This is a genomic window from Chryseobacterium sp. GVT01B (genome assembly GCF_019970045.1).
Taxonomy (GTDB): domain Bacteria; phylum Bacteroidota; class Bacteroidia; order Flavobacteriales; family Weeksellaceae; genus Chryseobacterium.
The window spans coordinates 288,625-306,458 of record NZ_JAHXYI010000004.1 but is presented as its reverse complement, the minus strand read 5'-3'; the positions used below and the strand labels follow the sequence as shown (position 1 = coordinate 306,458).

The window sequence follows — 17,834 nt, the reverse complement described above, 5'->3', positions numbered from 1 at the left end:
ATCCTAAACCTTTTATATTGTAAACAGTCAAAACTTATCGTTAACTATTCAATTTATTATAGTTGAACCATCTCGGTAACCTCTACATCATATCCTCCAACCTGAGGTTTGATATTAGGGTTTTGAGTGATTACTTTGAACTTATTGATTCCTAAATTCTTTAAGATCTGCGTTCCAATTCCATAATCTCTGTAATTGTACGCTAAAGTAGGATGCTGCTCCTGACCGTCCTGATAGTTCAGGAACTGCTGAAGTTTTCTCAATGTATTTTCAGAGTTAGAAACGTTATTGATAAAAATGATTGCTCCTTTTCCAGCTTCATTTACCATACCGGTTACTTTTTCCAGCAATGGTTTTTCACCGTTGTTCAATCTTGTCAGTACATCAAAATAAGAATCTGAAGACTGTACTCTTACCAAAACAGGCTCATCTACAGTCCATGCTCCTTTTGTCAATGCAAAGTGGATCTGGTCATTAGAAGTTTCTCTGAAAGCATAAAAATCAAACTCACCGTAGTGCGTTTTCACTTTTTTCTCTTCAAGTCTTTCAACCAGGTTACCTTTTTTAAGCTGATAATGGATCAGATCTTCAATAGAAACAATCTTCATATCGTGTTTCTGAGCGAATGCATGAAGTTCAGGCAGACGGGACATAGTACCATCCTCATTCATGATCTCACAGATTACTCCACCTTCTTTTAGCCCTGCTAAATTCGTAAGATCGATAGCAGCTTCAGTATGTCCGGCTCTTTTCAATACTCCTCCTTTTCTTGCACGAAGCGGGAAAATGTGGCCAGGTCTCATAAAGTCTGTAGGTTTGGATTTTTCATCCATCAGTGCCAAAATTGTTTTTGCTCTGTCTCCTGCAGAAATTCCGGTAGATGTTCCGTTTCCTAAAAGGTCAACCGATACGGTAAAAGCAGTTTCTTTAGGATCGCTGCTTCTGCTTACCATCACTTCAAGCCCAAGCTCATCACATCTTTTTTCAGGAAGCGGCATACAAATAAGCCCTCTTCCGTGAAGAGCCATAAAATTGATAATTTCCGGTGTTGTCAACTCTGCTGCGCAAAGAAAATCTCCTTCATTTTCTCTGTCTTCATCATCTACTACTATGATTATTTTACCATTTTTAAGGTCTTCAATAGCCTCTGGAATAGTATTTAATTTAATATCGGACATTTTTACTTTTTATTTTTGCAAAGATACTCATAAAAATAAGCATCTGCCAATTAATTATGAAGGGTTTATTACGCTTCGGATAAAGAGTTCGCTGCCTCTCTGAAAATTTCGTAAGATCTCAATCTTTTCTGATGGTCGTAGATATGGGAGTTGATCATCAGTTCATCCACCTGGAATTTTTCCTGGAAATTTTTAAGCTTTTCCTGAACTTCAACCTGATCTCCGATAAAAGTATATCTCAGTTTCTGCAGAACCATGGATTTTTCCATTGGTGACCAGATTTCGTCCATATCATCAACAGGTGGAGCGAAAGGCTTTCTGTCGTTTCTTACAATATTGATGAACGCCTGGAATAAAGTAGTAGAGATTTTATGTGCTTCCTCAGACGTTTCTGCTGCGACACCGTTTACACAGGCAATAATATAAGGTTTATCCAGATATTTTGAAGGCTCAAAATGTTCTCTGTATATTTTAAAAGCCATTTCCATCTGCTCCGGAGCAAAATGCCCTGCAAATGCATAAGGTAAGCCCAGTTCCGCAGCCAGCCATGCGCTGTCTGTACTTGATCCAAGAATATAAATGGGAATATCCAGCCCTTCTCCGGGAATAGCACGAACCATGGCATCTGAATTTTCCTTAGAAAAATAACGCTGAAGTTCCAGAATCTGTCTTGGAAACTGTTCATTAATAATAGCAGGATTTCTTCCTAAAGCTTGAGCTGTCAATCCGTCAGTTCCTGGCGCTCTTCCAACCCCAAGATCTATTCTTCCAGGAAAAAGTGACTCCAAAGTACCGAACTGCTCTGCAATAATCAGAGAGCTGTGGTTCGGAAGCATAACACCGCCAGATCCCACTCTGATTGTCTTCGTTCCGTTGGCAATAAAACCGATCAGAACTGAAGTAGCAGAGCTCGCAATACTTTCCATATTGTGATGTTCTGCCAGCCAGAATCTTTTATAGTTTAAATTTTCAGCATGGTTCGCTAATGATAAGCTGTCCTGAAAAGTATCGTGAATGCTTTTGCCTTGCTTTACCGGCGCAAGATCTAAAACAGAAATTTCAAAATTTTTCATATTGAGATGTTAATTTTTCTTTGATCTGAAAAAACCATACAAATTTAAAACATAAAAACTGCATTAGTTACTTTTTGTAATTAATAAAACCGATCGGTTAATTCAGGGAAAAACTATTGGAATTAAAATTTTCTTTAGTTGATTTTAGTTATATGATTTTTGAATAAATACTTTACTAAAATCTATATACTTTAACAACAATAATTCAATAAAAAGAGAAATATTTATTATATTCGTATACCAAATCATTAAAAAAACTTTAATATGAACAAAAAAACCAATGGGCTTTTTTCGCAGAAAATATTCCCAAAAAGAACTGTCCTTATGAGCATTATTATGACTGCAGTTCTAGCATCGTGTACTAAAAATAATGAAGAAATCACTTCAGAAGCTCAAACCAATGCTTTCAATGTTGAAAACGTTAAAAAAGGACAATTGAATGGTCAGGAAATCACTTATGAAAGAAAAAACGGAATGAATTTTTTCCAGGGAGATATTGTTTTGTCCGACAAACAACTGGCAGAAGGTAGTGAAGCCAATAAGGGCGGCGCTAGTTTTTCAAGATGGCCAAACGGTAAAATTTATTACACCATTGCCAGTAACATGGGTTCTATCAATGTCAATAAAATCAATTCTGCAATCAGCGAGTACAACAACAAAACCAATACTCAGTGGATCTACCGCACCAATCAGTCTAATTATGTTGAATTTATTTTTGGAAGTTCATCGGGATCGGATGGCTGGGCACATATCGGTTATCAGGGAGGAAAACAAACCGTATCTCTGGACCAGTATATTTCTGTAGGGTCGGTAATTCATGAAATGGGACATACAGTAGGACTTTATCATGAGCATACCCGTAAAGACAGGGATCAATATGTAAAAATCCTGTGGAACAATATCCAGAGCGGGCAGTCTTATAATTTCAATATCTATAATTCAGGAACGGACATTGGCCCTTTTAATATTAATTCTGTGATGATGTACTGGCCGACTTCTTATTCTAAAAATGGACTGCCAACCATCACAAGAGCGGATAATTCAAACTTTACGTATAACAGAACCAGTTTTACAACAGGAGATATTAATACGATCAACACAATGTATCCTTAATTTTCAGGAACATGTGTAAATAAAAAAAGAACTCTTATGAGTTCTTTTCTTTTTTATAGTTATAATGATTGATCAGAATCCTGATTTCATTGAATTCAAAATGACTAGGAAGCGCACTTTTCCACTCTGTGAGGGTTTCGTGCGGATTTTTGTAGAATTCATCTTCAAAAGCCTTTATTTTATCTGAAGTGATGACTCTTGAGATATCCAGCAATCCCTGTTCTGCAAATTTGGCAAGATGTCCGATAACTGTTTCTTTTACCAAACCTCTTTCCAAAGCAATTTCACCGATAGTTTTTCCCTGTTCAAACAACTGGAACGTTAAAACCTGAGATGGAACTTTAGCTATTTTCAGGTTGATCTCTTTATCATTCTTTTCATCTAAAAGTTTAGTTTCCAGAAGATAAATTTCTCTTAAACTATTCAGGTATTCTTCAATATCTTCCAGCCAGTTCTTGAATTCCTCGTTATATTGTTTTAAACCTTTTGCTCCTTTTATTTCAGCATAAAATTCTTTCAGAGGATCGAAAATTTTATTTCTGGTTTCTGTAAAGAAGAAATTAACGGCACCTTTTGATTTACTTTCAATTTCGGACCAGTCTTCTTTTTGCTCAATAAAATTATTGACTTTCTGGAAAATGATTCGTTCCAGCTTTTCAAAGATTTTCCCAAGATTTACCGCTTCATGTTTCAACTGAAGATAAAGCTGCTTAGTCTTGGCATGATCTATATTCTTGGTAACAATTGAAAGGTTATTCCACTCTTCTACTTCTTTTAAAAACCATGTGCAGTCAAGGGTACGAAGCACTTTTCTGATGCTGTAGTCATATTTCTCCTGATTCAGAATAGCTTCCACATGATCGTTGGCAATAGTATCGGTATGAAAATGTAAAATCCTGTTATCCTTGAAAATAACTTCAGGGGTAATTTTTGATTTTAAAACAATTCCTTCCAGTGTTCTGCAACGGGATAAAGCCACATATACCTGACCTGCCGTGAAACTTTTCCCGGCATCAATGATTACTTTATCAAATGTAAGTCCCTGACTTTTATGGATGGTAACAGCCCAGGCGAGTTTTATCGGAAACTGTTCAAAACTTCCCAATACTTCTTCCTGGATATTTTTATCGGTATCAAGGAAATATTTTTTCTGCTCCCAGGTTTCTCTTTTAACTACAATTTCATTTTCACTTCCATCCAGAGCAACACGAATTTCATTTTCATCCAATCCAATGATCTCTCCTAATTTCCCATTGAAATATTTCTTTTCTCCGGAAATATCATTTCGGATAAACATGATCTGTGCTCCGATTTTCAATTCTAAAAACTGTTCGTTTGGAAACTGGTTTTCTTTAAAATCACCTACAAGTTTAGCTTCATAAATCTGAGGATCTACCTTGATCTCCGCCAGTTTTTCCAGATTGATTTCATCAGCCATTTTATTGTGAGAGCACAGATATACGTAAGATTCTTTCCCCATGTCAAAATCAGGATCGTATCTTTCATTGAGGTGGTTAAAATCTATATTATCCACATCACCGTCCCGGATAGCATTCAGAATCGAAAGAAATCCCTGATCAGACTGTCTGTAAACTTTTGTCAGTTCAATGGTAACAATCGGGATTTCCTTAATGGCATGGCTGTCAAAAAAGAAAGGTGAATTGTAATACATTTTCAGAATATGCTCATCCCTTACCACAGGCGGAAGCTGAAACAAATCTCCAATGAAGAGCATCTGCACCCCTCCGAATCTTTGATTATTCCTTCTGATAAATCTCAAAGAAAAATCCATCATATCCAGAACATCAGCTCTCAACATTGAAACCTCATCAATGATAATGATCTCAACTTCTCTCAGAAGCTTAAGTTTATCTTTACGGTATTTGAAATGAGGCATCAGATCGGCAATATTATTAGCCAAACTAGTGTCTATTCTTTCTGTCGTAGGAAGAAAAGTTCTCAACGGCAGCCCAAACATGGAATGAATGGTAACGCCTCCCGCATTGATCGCAGCAATTCCCGTGGGTGCTACTACAATATGTTTTTTCTTTGTACGTCTTACAAAATCATTGAGAAATGTCGTTTTCCCTGTTCCGGCTTTCCCGGTCAGAAAAACACTTCTGTTCGTATATTCTATTAAGTCAAAAAAATGATTGTTCATCGTTGTCAAAAATACGGAAATGAATTTGAATTTCTTACCTTGGCATAAGTTTTGAAAATTCTTAAAAAGAAAAAAGTTTATTGTGAAAAAAATATTCTTCTATTTCCCGGTGATAGTATTAAGTACTACATTAACTCTGGTTTCCTGTAATACCTCAAAAAATACCAATACCAATCTTCCTGTAGATATCGCAGACAGACCTGCTGATGAAGACAGCCAGAAGTATGAGCAGGCACAGCTGGATAGATTAAAAGCCTCTATTGAGTCTGAAGTGTCCGGAGAAAAATGTACGGATGCCAGTGAATGGGCGTTTGCACCCATGGGAGCAAAATCCTGTGGCGGACCTCAGCAATATATTGCTTATCCAAAGAAAATAGAAGCAGCCTTCTTACAGAGAGTGAATGATTACACGGATAAAGTAAAAACTTTTAATGAAAAATATAATATCATGTCGGACTGTGTAGTCATCACACCTCCTACCTCTTTGAAATGTATTCATGGAAAAATCAGACTGATCACGCCTGATAATAACTAACAATAAAACAAAGGTTCTATATCAAATCGAAAAAGCTCTGTCCTGCGACAGAGCTTTTATATTTATTTTAAATAGATCAATGGTGAATTGTGCTTCGCAAGTGAATAGTGAATTTTTTACTGCCAAAAATAATTGACAAGCGCAGCGGATTGACGATTCACTCTTCACTTGACAACCTAAAATTGATGATCTTTTACATTCTCTTTATACCATGAGGAATATTTGACATAGTTATCGGCAATTCTGTTTACTTCTCCTTCCAATAACTGTGCATTAATATCTTTGATTTTTTTTGCTGGAACTCCGCCCCATACTTCTCCGGATTTGATATGAGTACCCTGAGTTACTACAGAACCTGCTCCTACAATAGAATTTTCTTCCACCAAACAGTCATCCATTACAATAGCTCCCATTCCGATCAGAACATTATCTTTAATGGTACACCCATGAACAATTGCGTTATGTCCGATAGAAACATTATTTCCGATATTCAGCGGATGTTTCTGATAGGTACAATGCAGCATTGCATTATCCTGAACATTTACCTTGTCACCCATTTTGATATAGTGAACATCGCCTCTGATCACAGCATTATACCAAACGCTGCAGTCTCTTCCCATCGTAACATCACCAATAATAGTAGCGGTTTCTGCTAAAAAAGTGTTCTCTCCGATCTGTGGTGCTTTTCCTAAAAGTTCTTTTATAAGTGCCATAATATTAATTTGAAAATTTGAAAATATGCCCAATTGAAAATAGTTATCTTCTGCCTTATAATTTGTGGTATCTAACTTCTAAATTACAGCGATAGCAAAAATCTAACTCTCAATTCTCAGCTTCTAACTTCTAATGCGTATTTTTGTATCTCAAATTTAACGAAAAAATGCGTACCGTACTTATAGAACCTACCGAAAACCCGAAAGTAATGAAATTTGTTGCAGATTACAATCTCATTCCGGGGTCTTTAGAGTTGGACAGAACTTCAGATATTTCAGAAATTCCTTTAGCACAGGAGCTTTTCAATTATCCGTTTGTGGAAAGAATTTTCATTACGGCTAATTTTGTAGCTGTAGCAAAACAGGATACCATAGAATGGGAACATGTAGCTGAAAGTCTGAAAAACGTGATTGAGGATGAATTATTGGCCAACCCAAGAATTTATCTTCAGAAGAAAAAAGAAATGTATCAGATCTATGCTGAAATGACTCCGAATCCTAATGTAATGAAATTTGTTTCAAACAAATTGCTAATGGAAGGTTTCGTGGAAGTAAAATCAATTGAAGCTGCTGAGGAAGTTCCTTTGGCACAGGCAATCTTTAAAGAATTTGAATTTACAAAAGAAGTTTTCATTTCTGATAATTTTGTAGCGGTTACCAGAGACAATTCTGTAGAATGGCACCAGATGATGATGACTGTTCGTGCGCTTATTGCCGAGTATCTTCAAAACGGAGGTGAAATTTCTAAAATAGAACCTCAGAAACATGAAAACCCTGTTGAAAAGATCATCAACAGAGATTATACGGAAGATGAGCAGAAAATTTCTGATATTCTAAATGAATATGTAGCGCCTGCAGTAGAAAATGACGGTGGAAAAATTTCATTGATGGAATATGACCAGGAGAGTAAAACTGCAAAAATGCTTTTACAGGGAGCTTGTTCAGGCTGCCCTAGTTCTACGGCTACTTTGAAAAACGGAATTGAAAATATTTTAAAACAATTCGTTCCGAATCTGGTAGAAAAAGTAGAAGCTGTAAACGGATAATTCAGTTTTAAAATGCCTCCCCAAAAGAAAATTGTCGTTATTATTGGAAGTGCTTCGGAGAACTCCAGCAATCAGAAACTGATGGAGCAGGTTCTGGAAAAGATAGAAAATACAGATTTTCTGATGTATGATAATCTTGCTGTTCTTCCCTATTTTGATACTGCAATAACGGATGAGAATATTCCGGCTGAAGTTCTGAAGATCAGAGAGGATATTAAGAACTCAGCAGGTGTTATATTTTCCACTCCGGAATATATTTTCAGTATTCCCGGCAGATTAAAAAATATGTTGGAATGGTGTGTTTCTACAACGATCTTTTCTGATAAGCCGGTTGCAGTGATTACCGCATCAGCCAGTGGAGAAAAAGGCCATGAAGAGTTATTGATGATTTTAAATACTCTTGGAGCAACAACAGATGATAAACATCAGGCATTAATAAAGGGGATAAAAGGCAAATTTGACAGCAATGGCTTACTGGAAAGTAATACCTTTGCTAAAGTATCAAAATTAGTAGCAGATTTTACAACGTCTGTTTCATAATTAAAAATTAGAATATTGAATAATAAAGGAATTTTACTGGTCAACCTCGGATCACCGAGATCAACCTCTGTAAACGACGTAAAGGAATATCTTGATGAATTTTTGATGGATGAAAGAGTAATTGATTACCGTTGGATCTTTCGTGCTCTTCTTGTACAGGGAATCATCCTGAAAACAAGACCTGCCAAGTCTGCTGAAGCCTATAAAACGGTTTGGACAGATGAAGGTTCACCACTGATTGTCATCACTGAAAAAATTCAGAAAAAACTTCAGAAACTGGTAGATGTTCCCGTGGAAATAGGAATGAGATATGCTGAACCCAGCATTGAAACCGGTATTCAGAAACTGGTAGATCAGGGAATCACGGAGATCGTTCTTTTCCCTTTATATCCTCAATATGCCATGAGTACTACGGAAACGGTAATTGAAAAGGCAGAAGAAGTAAGAAAAAAGAAGTTTCCAAAAGTAAAGATCAATTATATTCAGCCTTTTTACAACAGGGATATTTATATCAACTGTCTGGCAGAAAGTATTAAGGAGAAACTTCCTGAAAATTTTGATGCCCTGCAGTTTTCTTATCACGGAGTTCCGGAAAGACATATTTATAAGACAGATCCTACCAAAACCTGCAATCTTAATGACTGCTGTTCCAGAGATGATAATCCGAGCCATCAGTTCTGTTATCGCCATCAATGTTATAACACAACACAGCGTGTCATTGAGAAACTGAATTTACCTAAAGAAAAAACAATCGTTTCTTTCCAGTCAAGATTAGGAAAAGATAAATGGATTGAACCTTATACCGACGAAACGTTGGAAACAATTGGTAAAAAAGGGATAAAAAATCTGGCCATAGTGTGTCCTGCATTCGTTTCTGACTGTCTTGAAACCCTGGAAGAAATTTCTGTAGAAGGAAAAGAACAGTTTATGCATGGAGGCGGAGAAAATTTCCATTATATCCCATGTCTGAATGATGAGGACCGATGGATTGAAGTCGTAAAAATCCTTTGTGAGGAAAAACTGAATGATTTTTATTTGGTATAATTTACTTCATTCAAAATATACAAATGGCCACAAGTAATTCTTGTGGCCATTTTGCTAAATATATTAAAATTAAATTTGGTGTTTATTTTTTAATCAAGTTTCCTGCTTTCTGTCCGTTTACCATTACAATGTATACCCCAGGAAGTATATTGGAAGGAAGCTGGATGTTCAGTTTATTGGCACCTTCTGTAATATCAACTTTTTCAGAAATCTCTTTCTTACCTGTAAGGCTTACCAATTCTACAATTCCTTTTCCGGCTTTACCTTCAAAATTCACAGTGAATCTGTCAGTTGCAGGATTTGGGCTGATGGTATAAGCTGAAACATTTGAAGTTGCTGCAACAAGTCCTGCCGCAGAAGTTCCGCCTCCTACACCTACTGCGTTCCATGCATTGGTAACCTGTGTCACTTCATTGCTTCCAGCTCCGTATAGATCTGCTGCTGCCTGAAGAGAATAAGTTCTTGTGTTCGCATAGTTGGATGATGAAGTCAGGTAAGTCGTTAATGTTCTGTAAGCAATAGCACCTGCTTTATCCAGTCCGATTCCGGAAACATTATAAGCAAAACCGTTATCATTTGTACCTGAACCTCCTGTTACCAATAAATAGTACCAGAAGTTAAGGACTCCCGAATTGGTATGAACACCGCAATAATCATTGGTTGTCTGTCCCGGCACTGCACATCCTGTAGTTGTAGCATCTTTCCAGTAGGTACCTTTATAAGTATCCGGCTGACGGTAAGCATTAGGGTTAGACATATCTCTGATGACATAATTGAAATCTTCTCCTAATGTCCAGCTTGCCTGTGTTGGTCTTGCCCAACGTTCTATTGAATTTCCGAAAATATCAGAAAAACCTTCATTTAATGCTCCCGGCTCTCTTTGATACACAAGGTTTGCCGTTTTGGAAGTCATCCCGTGGGTAATTTCATGACCACAAACATCAATAGCTGTTAATGGTTTTCCTCCGTTAGTTGTGGAACTTCCGTCACCATAGGTCATTCTGGAGCCATCCCAAAATGCATTGAAATAATTGGTAGAGTAATGAACATAAGATTTTATTGCAAAATTATTATTGTCAATACTCTTTCTTCCAAATTTTGTATATAAATAATCAACAGTCATTTCTGCTCCCCAATGGGCGTCTGTAGCATATTGATCTTTGTTGGTATTTACATTATTCCATACATTATCTGTATCTGTAAAATCTACTGCTGCAGAATAACTAGTACCTTTTTTAAGATTGTATGTTTCTACCGCTGTACCCGCATTTCTGCCGGTCTCTCTTAATCTGTAGCTTCCGTTATAAGAATCAGCTACAATACTGCGGCTTCCGCTATATCCTGTAGTTGCTGTTCCTGGAGTATTCACTTCGTGGATAATAGCGTCTGTTCCCAAAACTTTTCCATTTTTAGCATCTACAAAAACATATTGTCTGCTTAATGGCTTTTCTGAGTAAATATCAAATTTATAAGCTAAAGTTAAATCATTCAGCTTTTCATCGGTAGGATCTGAATAATATACCAGTTCACCTTTAGGAGCAAAGCTTGCATTGGGATTATTGGATTCTTTTTTAAGAAAATCTTCCTCTTCTTTATTCTGCCATTTGTAGGATTCTGCCCCAACGAATGATAAAGCACTCTGCAGAGCGATACTTTCAGAAATATTGGTTTTCTTCTCAAGTCCTTTTGGAAGCTGAAGAACCCATTTTCCTGATTGCCCTACTATTTTACCGCCTTTTGTTTGTACCGCCATCATTCCGTATTCTACAGGAATATCATTAACGGTCTGTTGGAATCTATGAGTTTCAAAACCCAGCGCATCTTTTTCCAAGCCCAGTTTAAGTGCTTGCCCAGGAGAAAGTCTCTGTGAAGTTTCATCAAATAAAACAGGACTCCCTTGAAATGCAGGTGCATTTTTATCAAATCTCATAAAATCTGCATGTAATCCACTTTTACCCGGATTTAATTTTGATGGTGTGTTTTGCCCAAAAACAAAAGAGCAGGCGGCAACGCTTGCCACTAAGATAAATTTCGTTTTCATAATAATATTGGTTGATTGTGATGACGAATGTATAAACTTTTCGCAATAAAACAATAATTAAAGTGTCAAAAACCTAATTGATTTTATAAATCAATAAAGAAAACACAATAATGATTTTAAAACAAAGATAATTATTTAAAGATAATTTTTCCGCAATATAGATTTTACATTAATATATTTAACAAAAATCAAAATTTTGTGAATTATTTTTTTTCACTATTCAGTGCATTATATTTTATAAATTAGTAATAATTAAAGCCCGGAAAGATTTAATTCTTTTAATAATGGATAAAAAATAAGGACCATCTTAAAAGACAGTCCTATTTTATAAGAATATTTTAAAATAATAATGATCTCAAATCATTACCGTTTATTCGCTATTGGAGTTCTGAATTCACCATAACCCATCAACCCGTCATAATTTCTTCCGAATGGTGCATAATAAAGAAATGCCTGGTAAAGGTTTTCTGTCTGCCAGAAATTACCGTTTACCTCACCAAAATTCAACGCTCCATTTCCTTCTTTGGTTACTAAAACGTAGTTATAAAAACCCTGCTTCAGGAATATCTTAGCCACATACTGCTTCGTAGCAGCATCATACTGCATTTGATTTTCTTTAGTTGGCTTATAATTATTAAATCCTCCTAAAACATAAATCTCTTTATCCACAGGATCCGATTCCAGATAGAAATGTACCCATGAGTAATCAGCTTCTCTTTCTGCATCTCTTTCTCTGCCTAAATCATTTCTTCTGTAATACCATGCTCCGTTGACATCCGGCTGGTATTGATAATTTAAAGGAAACGCCCATACCGGATGAAGATAGGTCTGGTTAACATCATCTTTTATTTCGGTTGCACGCACCATATCCGCCGCCATATTCATATTTTTATTATCGAAATAATAAAACTCATTGTCTCCGGGAAAGGTAAGATTCATCTGTTGGAAAAGCACCTGATTTCCTAAAACACTGCTTGGCTTCAGATTAGAAATCACCATATTCGGGTTGTTATTCTGCATCACATTCATTGTGATTGAATTGACATTGGAGGAAATATCTCCTCCTTTCGGAGTAACATTCACTTCTACCCTCTGGTTAAGATTGGGATTTTTAGCATCTGCAAACCTTGAAATATTTAACCCTACAGCTGTTGCATCTTCTACCAGGTAAAATCTTTTTTTGAAAAGAGGCTGATCTGCAGAATCTTTGTAAACAATCAGTTCATAATTCCCGGAAATTTTCAACTGGATTTTATCATTCGGAAAAACAAGTTTATAGTGCGTATAAGCCTGCAAGGTATTGAAAGAATACTGAAACTGATCCAGAAGCGCGTTCATACTTCCGGTAGCAAATTCTGTAAAAAACAGATTATCATCGTTCCAGTTTCTGTCATAATGTTTGAATGTGTATCTATAGATCTGGCTGCCGTTGGTAAGATCATCAAAGCCCAGAACTAATTGTTCACCAATCCTGATTACCGGGGTTTCATCATTGGTCTGAGGATTGAACAGCTGAACACTTTGGATATTTTGTCCAAAAACCAGTCCGCTCAAAGTAAGTAAGAGTATTCGCAAAGTTTTCATTATGACGAAGATAACGAAAAATAGCCATTTTCTTAATAATATCGTATTTTTGAATAAAAAATATTCAGATATGCTTCAGATTCAAGGTTTCGTATTCAACTTTGCGAGCGAAAACACTTACATCATTTATAACGGGAATAAAAATGCATGGTTAATTGATCCGGGAAATATGAAAGGGCAGGAAACTCAGGCTATTGAGAGTTTCATTTCAGAAAACGGACTGAAAATTCAGAAAATTCTTTTGACTCACGCACATATTGATCATGTATTGGGGCTTCAATGGGCTTTTGATACGTTCAAAGTACCTGTAGTAATGCATCAGGAAGATCAGGAGGTTCTGGATATGCTTCAGGCAAGCGGAATGAGATTCGGAATGCAGGTAGATCCTGTAAAAGTAGATGTAGAATATATTAAGGAAGGAGATGAACTGGATCTGGATGGAGAAAAGTTTAAAATTTATCATGTTCCGGGACATTCTCCGGGAAGTGTTGTTTATCATCACGAAAATCAGAAATTCATGATCTCAGGAGATGTTCTTTTTGAAGGCAGTATCGGAAGAACTGACCTTTATAAAGGGAATTATGAACAGCTGATTGATGGTATTAAATCAAAGCTTTTCGTTTTAGATAATGATACTCAGGTTTTCTCAGGACATGGAAATCCTACTTCGATTGGTTTTGAGAAGCAGTACAATCCGTTTTTGAAGTAAGAGAGTTTCAGAGTTGGAAGGTTTGAGGGTTTGAGAACTTTGCAAGTGTCTGGATTCAAACTTAATTCTGCCAAATACCTCTTAATCTGTGAGAGAACATAAAAATACAAAACCGTCAGAAAATCTTCCGACGGTTTTTCATTGTTATAAAGAAATAGAGTTTAGAAATCTAATATAATGGAAGCTCTGGCTGCAGCTCCCATAATAGGTCTGGCCATAATGATTCCGTCTCCGTTTGGAGAACCTGCTCTTGGGTCACCTTCTGTGATTCCGATTGTATTAAAGATATTGGTTCCGTCCACGGCAAAACGTATTTTTCCTAGTTGGTAAGACATTCCTGCTCCAAATTCGGTGAATGAAGGTAATGTCTGCATATTCTTCTCATCCTGGAAACGTTTTCCATAGTAATTCATGCTTGCATATGCTCTCCATGATTTTGTAATATTGACTGCCGGTGAAATATTGAAGAAAAACTTAGGCATTCTTCTTACTACATTTCCTTCAAGAACGCTTCCGGCCTCAAGGTTTTTATATTTTGGACTCTGAATGGTCCCGTTGAATGTTACTTCTAAAGTATTGTTGAATAAACGGGCGAAACCTTCCAATTCAACTCCATAGTTTTCTGTATTGGCGAATGTATTTTCTGATGTACCATCAGAGAAAACATCTGTAAATGAAAGGTTCTTCAAGGTAGAATAGAACGGAATCACTGCTACATCAAAAGTACGAGAGTAATATTTATATCCTACTTCCAACTGATTGGTTGTTACAGATTTTAAAGGTTTATCAGGGTTCGGATTGGAGAAATAATTGTAATATGCTTCTTCATTCGGAGATCTGAAACCGTTAGAAAAACGAGCATACACTGCATTCTCTCTGTTGATTTTATAATTAGCCGCAACCGTGAAAGATACTTTATCAACATTATAATTCCAGTATGTGTATTTGTTTCCTAAAACGCTCATATTATCATCAGCAGTTGTAGTATCGAAACCATGAGTTCCATCCGTTGTTAACCCTGAATTATTTAAATTGGAAGAGGTTGTATTGGCAAAATTTCCTTTATAATAATCATGGCTGTAGCGAAGACCTCCATTTACACTTAAAGCATCGGTAATATTATAATCAAGGTTTACATAAAGATCATTCAAGCTTCCCTGAGTCTGAGTATCTCTCTGCAAAAATGTCATATTGGCAACTCCGTTATATGTTTTGGAATATCCAACATCTGAAGGGCTTAAAGAAGTATCTACCAGATTCAATAATTCCGGTCTGTCTGTAGCAGTAGTCAGGATATTACTCCAATTCCAGTATTGACGGGATTTCCAGTTGGATTTATAAAAACCTGCAGTAACATTTCCCTTGTCAAATTTATAATTGAACTGAAGATCATTAACGAAGTTATTCATTTGCTTGTCAATGGCCCAGAATCCCAGTTTCTGTACATATTCAGGATTAACTACAGCTCCATTGCTCACCAATGAATACTGATAATTGTTGCCGGCAATTCCGTTACTTTTAGCATATTCTGCCATTGTTTGTGGACCTCCTGCAGGGAAAATCCCTGTATAATTCATATTGATATTGGTGTATCTGGTCTTATTTAAAACGCTGAAATTATTTCCAAGATCATATTTAAACTCAGCTCCCAGTGCATCTACTTTCGGATGAATTCCGTCTTCAAGATTTCTGTTGAAAAATCCGCCTCCTGCCTGTGGGATATTCAGCTGGCTGATTGCTCTGTAACTATATGTTCCATAATTAGGATCAAAATTCTGGAATCCTTTCAGCTTGTTACCGTTTTGTACCAAAGGAATAGGAAGGAAGAATGTATTTCTGTCATCCAGTTTTTTATAATACACTTTTACGTAGCCTTTATCAAAGACGTATTTCAGATTCATCCTGATTTGTCCTCCATTATTAGCTTTGAAGCCTGTTTTTCTGATCCCGTCATCTGTTCTGTAAAAACCTCCTACATTAAAAAACAATTTATCCTGAACCAAAGCTCCACCCACATTCACGTCAGTACGCATCAATCCATATGTACTTGTCTCCAATTTTGCCGTACCTCTGAAATCATTGGTTCCTTCTCTGGTGATAAAGTTGATCAACCCGCCGGGAGAATTGGTTGCAAAAATGGATCCCGATCCCCCTCTCAAAGCTTCCATACGGTTGACCGAATTATCTACACGAAAAAAGTTATCCGCATTGGCAAACTGAAGGGCTCCGTCTTCAAAAACCGGAAGACCATCTTCCTGTACCTGCACAAACTCGTAAGCTCCTGCGGAAGGAATTCCTCTTGCAAAAAGGTTATTTCCTACTTCACCTCCTGAAGTTTCCACCGCAAATCCGGGAACTCTTTGCAATAAAGCAGCGGCACTAATGGGGTTCTGCTTCTGGATTTCTTTGGAACTGAATGTGGAAATCGCTGTACTGGATTCTATTTTTTTCTTCGGATTTGAATTTCCTGTGATGACAATCTGATCGATAGAGGAAATTTTTGCAGAATCCTGCGGAGTTTCCTGGGCATAAGCATTATTAAAATATAACGTAGCTGTTGCGGCGATTAAAAAGATTGATTTTTTTTTCATAGCCTTATTTTTATTGTTAGTTTCAGTTTTGTTGTAATTGTAAATACACTCCATTGGTCCAACCAAATCCATCCTGATTAGGGTATTCCCCGCCGCCTGCTATTGTTTCTGTGTCTAATGCATTGTATTTCTCCATTAGTTTTCCGGTGTTTTTGTAGACTCTTTCTACATTGGAACACCAATTATTTTTAATTTGTTCTGCCAGTTCATCAAAGCCATAATTTTTCATTGCTTTAAAGCCCAGCCACTGATAAGGAGCCCATGCATTGGGAAGATCCCATTGCTGGCCCGAATTTTTAGTGGTGGTAACCAACCCGCCTTTGTAAAGAAATTTTTCAGCTATAGCTTTTGCAACCGCCTCTGCCTGTTCCTGATCTGCCATTCCCAGGAATAAAGGGTAAAGAGCAGCAATATGTTCAGACGGTGTTTTTGTGTTTTTTTTAGTGTGATAATCTTTATAATTGTTAGTATTTCCATCCCAGAAATATTTATTGATCATCTGTCTTCGGCTTGCTGCTCTTTCTGAAAAATAATTTTCTTTTTCACTCAGATTCTGATGCGCTGAAGATTTTGCCAAAGTCATTTCCAAATGCCATAAAAGGCAGTTTAAATCAACCTGTGCTAAGTTCAGCGTTTCTATCGTCTGTATATTTTCTCCGTCTGCAAACCATCTGCTGGAAAAATCCCAGCCTGATTCACAGGCGCTTCTTATATTTCTATAAAATTCATCTCCCGAAGTTTTTTCATGATCCTCAATATCAATCAGATAACTTTCGGGACGTGGTGCATTTTCTGCATCGTAATAGCGGTTCAGAATATCTCCGTCTATTGTTTTAACCACTCTTTTTACACTGGAATTATTTTCCAGCCATTCTTCACCATTCATCCAGAAAGCATATTCTTTTTCTAAAGTATCATGGTATTTTGTATAAACTTCTTCGTCACGCGTTGTTTCAAAAAGAAGATCCAGCATTAATGAAAAATAAGGAGGCTGTGATCTGCTCAGAAAATGAGTTCTGCTGGCATTCGGGACAAATCCTACATTTTGAATCAGGTAAGAACAGTTTTCAATAATATTTTCCATCATTTCTATTCTGCCGGAAGCTTTTAATCCCAGCATAATAAAATAGCTGTCCCAATAGAAAAACTCGTTAAAACGACCTCCCGGAACGATATAGGGTTTCGGTAATTTTAAAAGAGTTCCCTTTTCTTTATCGGCTATACGCGTCAATTCATCCCATAATTTTTCAATATGTTCTTTGATAGGAAGATGATCTTCTCTCTGCACCGAAACTCTGGCCCCTAAAAAGTCAAAATGGGTCATCACAAAATCTTTCAGATCAAAACCTTCTGTATTTTTTAATTGTTCATAATCTTCATTAATCTTTGCAACAGGAAACAGGGGAACTGCATCTGTCATCATTTTCTGATCTTCAAAAATTTCAGATCTCTGCACCTCATCAAACAGACTTTGAATTTCGTTTATGTAAAGCTGATTACTCATTG

General features: G+C 36.6%; 14 protein-coding genes. 6 read left to right on the top strand and 8 right to left on the bottom strand.

All coding sequences use genetic code 11. The annotated features are described in order from the left end of the window. Nucleotides 1-56: 56 nt before the first annotated feature. Both ribB and LC457_RS11245 read right to left on the bottom strand, forming a co-directional pair. Nucleotides 57-1,178: a 3,4-dihydroxy-2-butanone-4-phosphate synthase gene (ribB, locus tag LC457_RS11250; protein WP_223599918.1), complete on the bottom strand. Its 1,122-nt coding sequence runs from the start codon at nt 1,176-1,178 to the stop codon at nt 57-59. Between the two features lie 68 nt (nt 1,179-1,246). Further along, the gene (locus tag LC457_RS11245; RefSeq protein ID WP_223599917.1) at nt 1,247-2,251 is read right to left on the bottom strand and encodes an LLM class flavin-dependent oxidoreductase; all 1,005 of its coding nucleotides are present in this window, start codon (nt 2,249-2,251) and stop codon (nt 1,247-1,249) included. Nucleotides 2,252-2,515: 264 nt separating this feature from the next. On the opposite strand from LC457_RS11245, the gene LC457_RS11240 reads away from it, so the two are divergent. After that, entirely contained in the window at nt 2,516-3,364 is an 849-nt protein-coding gene (locus tag LC457_RS11240) for a M12 family metallopeptidase (RefSeq protein WP_223599916.1), read from the top strand. A 34-nt stretch (nt 3,365-3,398) separates the two neighbouring features. Here LC457_RS11240 and LC457_RS11235 read toward each other — a convergent pair whose 3' ends face one another. Beyond that, on the bottom strand, nt 3,399-5,525 hold the full coding sequence (locus tag LC457_RS11235; protein WP_223599915.1) for a helix-turn-helix domain-containing protein: 2,127 nt from the start codon (nt 5,523-5,525) through the stop codon (nt 3,399-3,401). An 82-nt stretch (nt 5,526-5,607) separates the two neighbouring features. Here LC457_RS11235 and LC457_RS11230 point away from each other — a divergent pair, with 82 nt between their 5' ends. Next, entirely contained in the window at nt 5,608-6,060 is a 453-nt protein-coding gene (locus LC457_RS11230; RefSeq protein ID WP_223599914.1) for a hypothetical protein, read from the top strand. A gap of 176 nt (nt 6,061-6,236) precedes the next feature. Here LC457_RS11230 and LC457_RS11225 read toward each other — a convergent pair whose 3' ends face one another. Further along, a complete protein-coding gene (locus LC457_RS11225; protein WP_047378983.1) occupies nt 6,237-6,773 on the bottom strand; it encodes a gamma carbonic anhydrase family protein in 537 nt (178 codons plus the stop codon). Nucleotides 6,774-6,940: 167 nt separating this feature from the next. Here LC457_RS11225 and LC457_RS11220 point away from each other — a divergent pair, with 167 nt between their 5' ends. The 3 genes from LC457_RS11220 to hemH are packed head-to-tail and all read left to right on the top strand — an operon-like array spanning nt 6,941 to nt 9,403. Then, nucleotides 6,941-7,819: a NifU family protein gene (locus LC457_RS11220; protein WP_223599913.1), complete on the top strand. Its 879-nt coding sequence runs from the start codon at nt 6,941-6,943 to the stop codon at nt 7,817-7,819. A 12-nt stretch (nt 7,820-7,831) separates the two neighbouring features. Next, nucleotides 7,832-8,359, top strand: a complete 528-nt coding sequence (locus LC457_RS11215) for an NADPH-dependent FMN reductase (RefSeq protein ID WP_223599912.1) — start codon at nt 7,832-7,834, stop codon at nt 8,357-8,359. A gap of 15 nt (nt 8,360-8,374) precedes the next feature. Next, nucleotides 8,375-9,403 carry a ferrochelatase gene (hemH, locus tag LC457_RS11210; RefSeq protein ID WP_047425872.1) on the top strand — a complete coding sequence of 343 codons (1,029 nt, stop codon included), beginning with the start codon at nt 8,375-8,377 and terminating at the stop codon, nt 9,401-9,403. 82 nt (nt 9,404-9,485) lie between these two features. Here hemH and LC457_RS11205 read toward each other — a convergent pair whose 3' ends face one another. Then, nucleotides 9,486-11,444, bottom strand: a complete 1,959-nt coding sequence (locus LC457_RS11205; RefSeq protein ID WP_223599911.1) for a M4 family metallopeptidase — start codon at nt 11,442-11,444, stop codon at nt 9,486-9,488. A gap of 363 nt (nt 11,445-11,807) precedes the next feature. Then, a complete protein-coding gene (locus tag LC457_RS11200) occupies nt 11,808-13,028 on the bottom strand; it encodes a DUF5103 domain-containing protein (RefSeq protein WP_223599910.1) in 1,221 nt (406 codons plus the stop codon). Between the two features lie 70 nt (nt 13,029-13,098). Between LC457_RS11200 and LC457_RS11195 the strand changes: the two genes are divergently transcribed. Then, nucleotides 13,099-13,737 carry an MBL fold metallo-hydrolase gene (locus LC457_RS11195; RefSeq protein ID WP_223600108.1) on the top strand — a complete coding sequence of 213 codons (639 nt, stop codon included), beginning with the start codon at nt 13,099-13,101 and terminating at the stop codon, nt 13,735-13,737. A 161-nt stretch (nt 13,738-13,898) separates the two neighbouring features. Here LC457_RS11195 and LC457_RS11190 read toward each other — a convergent pair whose 3' ends face one another. Beyond that, nucleotides 13,899-16,328, bottom strand: a complete 2,430-nt coding sequence (locus LC457_RS11190) for a TonB-dependent receptor (protein WP_223599909.1) — start codon at nt 16,326-16,328, stop codon at nt 13,899-13,901. 22 nt (nt 16,329-16,350) lie between these two features. Continuing rightward, nucleotides 16,351-17,832: a trehalase family glycosidase gene (locus LC457_RS11185; RefSeq protein ID WP_223599908.1), complete on the bottom strand. Its 1,482-nt coding sequence runs from the start codon at nt 17,830-17,832 to the stop codon at nt 16,351-16,353. Nucleotides 17,833-17,834: the final 2 nt, after the last annotated feature.

Coding starts and splice junctions, on each gene's coding strand:
- ribB (WP_223599918.1), bottom strand. CDS start 1,178: ATGTCCGATATTAAATTAAATACTATTCCAGAGGCTATTGAAGACCTT.
- LC457_RS11245 (WP_223599917.1), bottom strand. CDS start 2,251: ATGAAAAATTTTGAAATTTCTGTTTTAGATCTTGCGCCGGTAAAGCAA.
- LC457_RS11240 (WP_223599916.1), top strand. CDS start 2,516: ATGAACAAAAAAACCAATGGGCTTTTTTCGCAGAAAATATTCCCAAAA.
- LC457_RS11235 (WP_223599915.1), bottom strand. CDS start 5,525: ATGAACAATCATTTTTTTGACTTAATAGAATATACGAACAGAAGTGTT.
- LC457_RS11225 (WP_047378983.1), bottom strand. CDS start 6,773: ATGGCACTTATAAAAGAACTTTTAGGAAAAGCACCACAGATCGGAGAG.
- LC457_RS11220 (WP_223599913.1), top strand. CDS start 6,941: ATGCGTACCGTACTTATAGAACCTACCGAAAACCCGAAAGTAATGAAA.
- LC457_RS11215 (WP_223599912.1), top strand. CDS start 7,832: ATGCCTCCCCAAAAGAAAATTGTCGTTATTATTGGAAGTGCTTCGGAG.
- LC457_RS11205 (WP_223599911.1), bottom strand. CDS start 11,444: ATGAAAACGAAATTTATCTTAGTGGCAAGCGTTGCCGCCTGCTCTTTT.
- LC457_RS11200 (WP_223599910.1), bottom strand. CDS start 13,028: ATGAAAACTTTGCGAATACTCTTACTTACTTTGAGCGGACTGGTTTTT.
- LC457_RS11195 (WP_223600108.1), top strand. CDS start 13,099: ATGCTTCAGATTCAAGGTTTCGTATTCAACTTTGCGAGCGAAAACACT.
- LC457_RS11190 (WP_223599909.1), bottom strand. CDS start 16,328: ATGAAAAAAAAATCAATCTTTTTAATCGCCGCAACAGCTACGTTATAT.
- LC457_RS11185 (WP_223599908.1), bottom strand. CDS start 17,832: ATGAGTAATCAGCTTTACATAAACGAAATTCAAAGTCTGTTTGATGAG.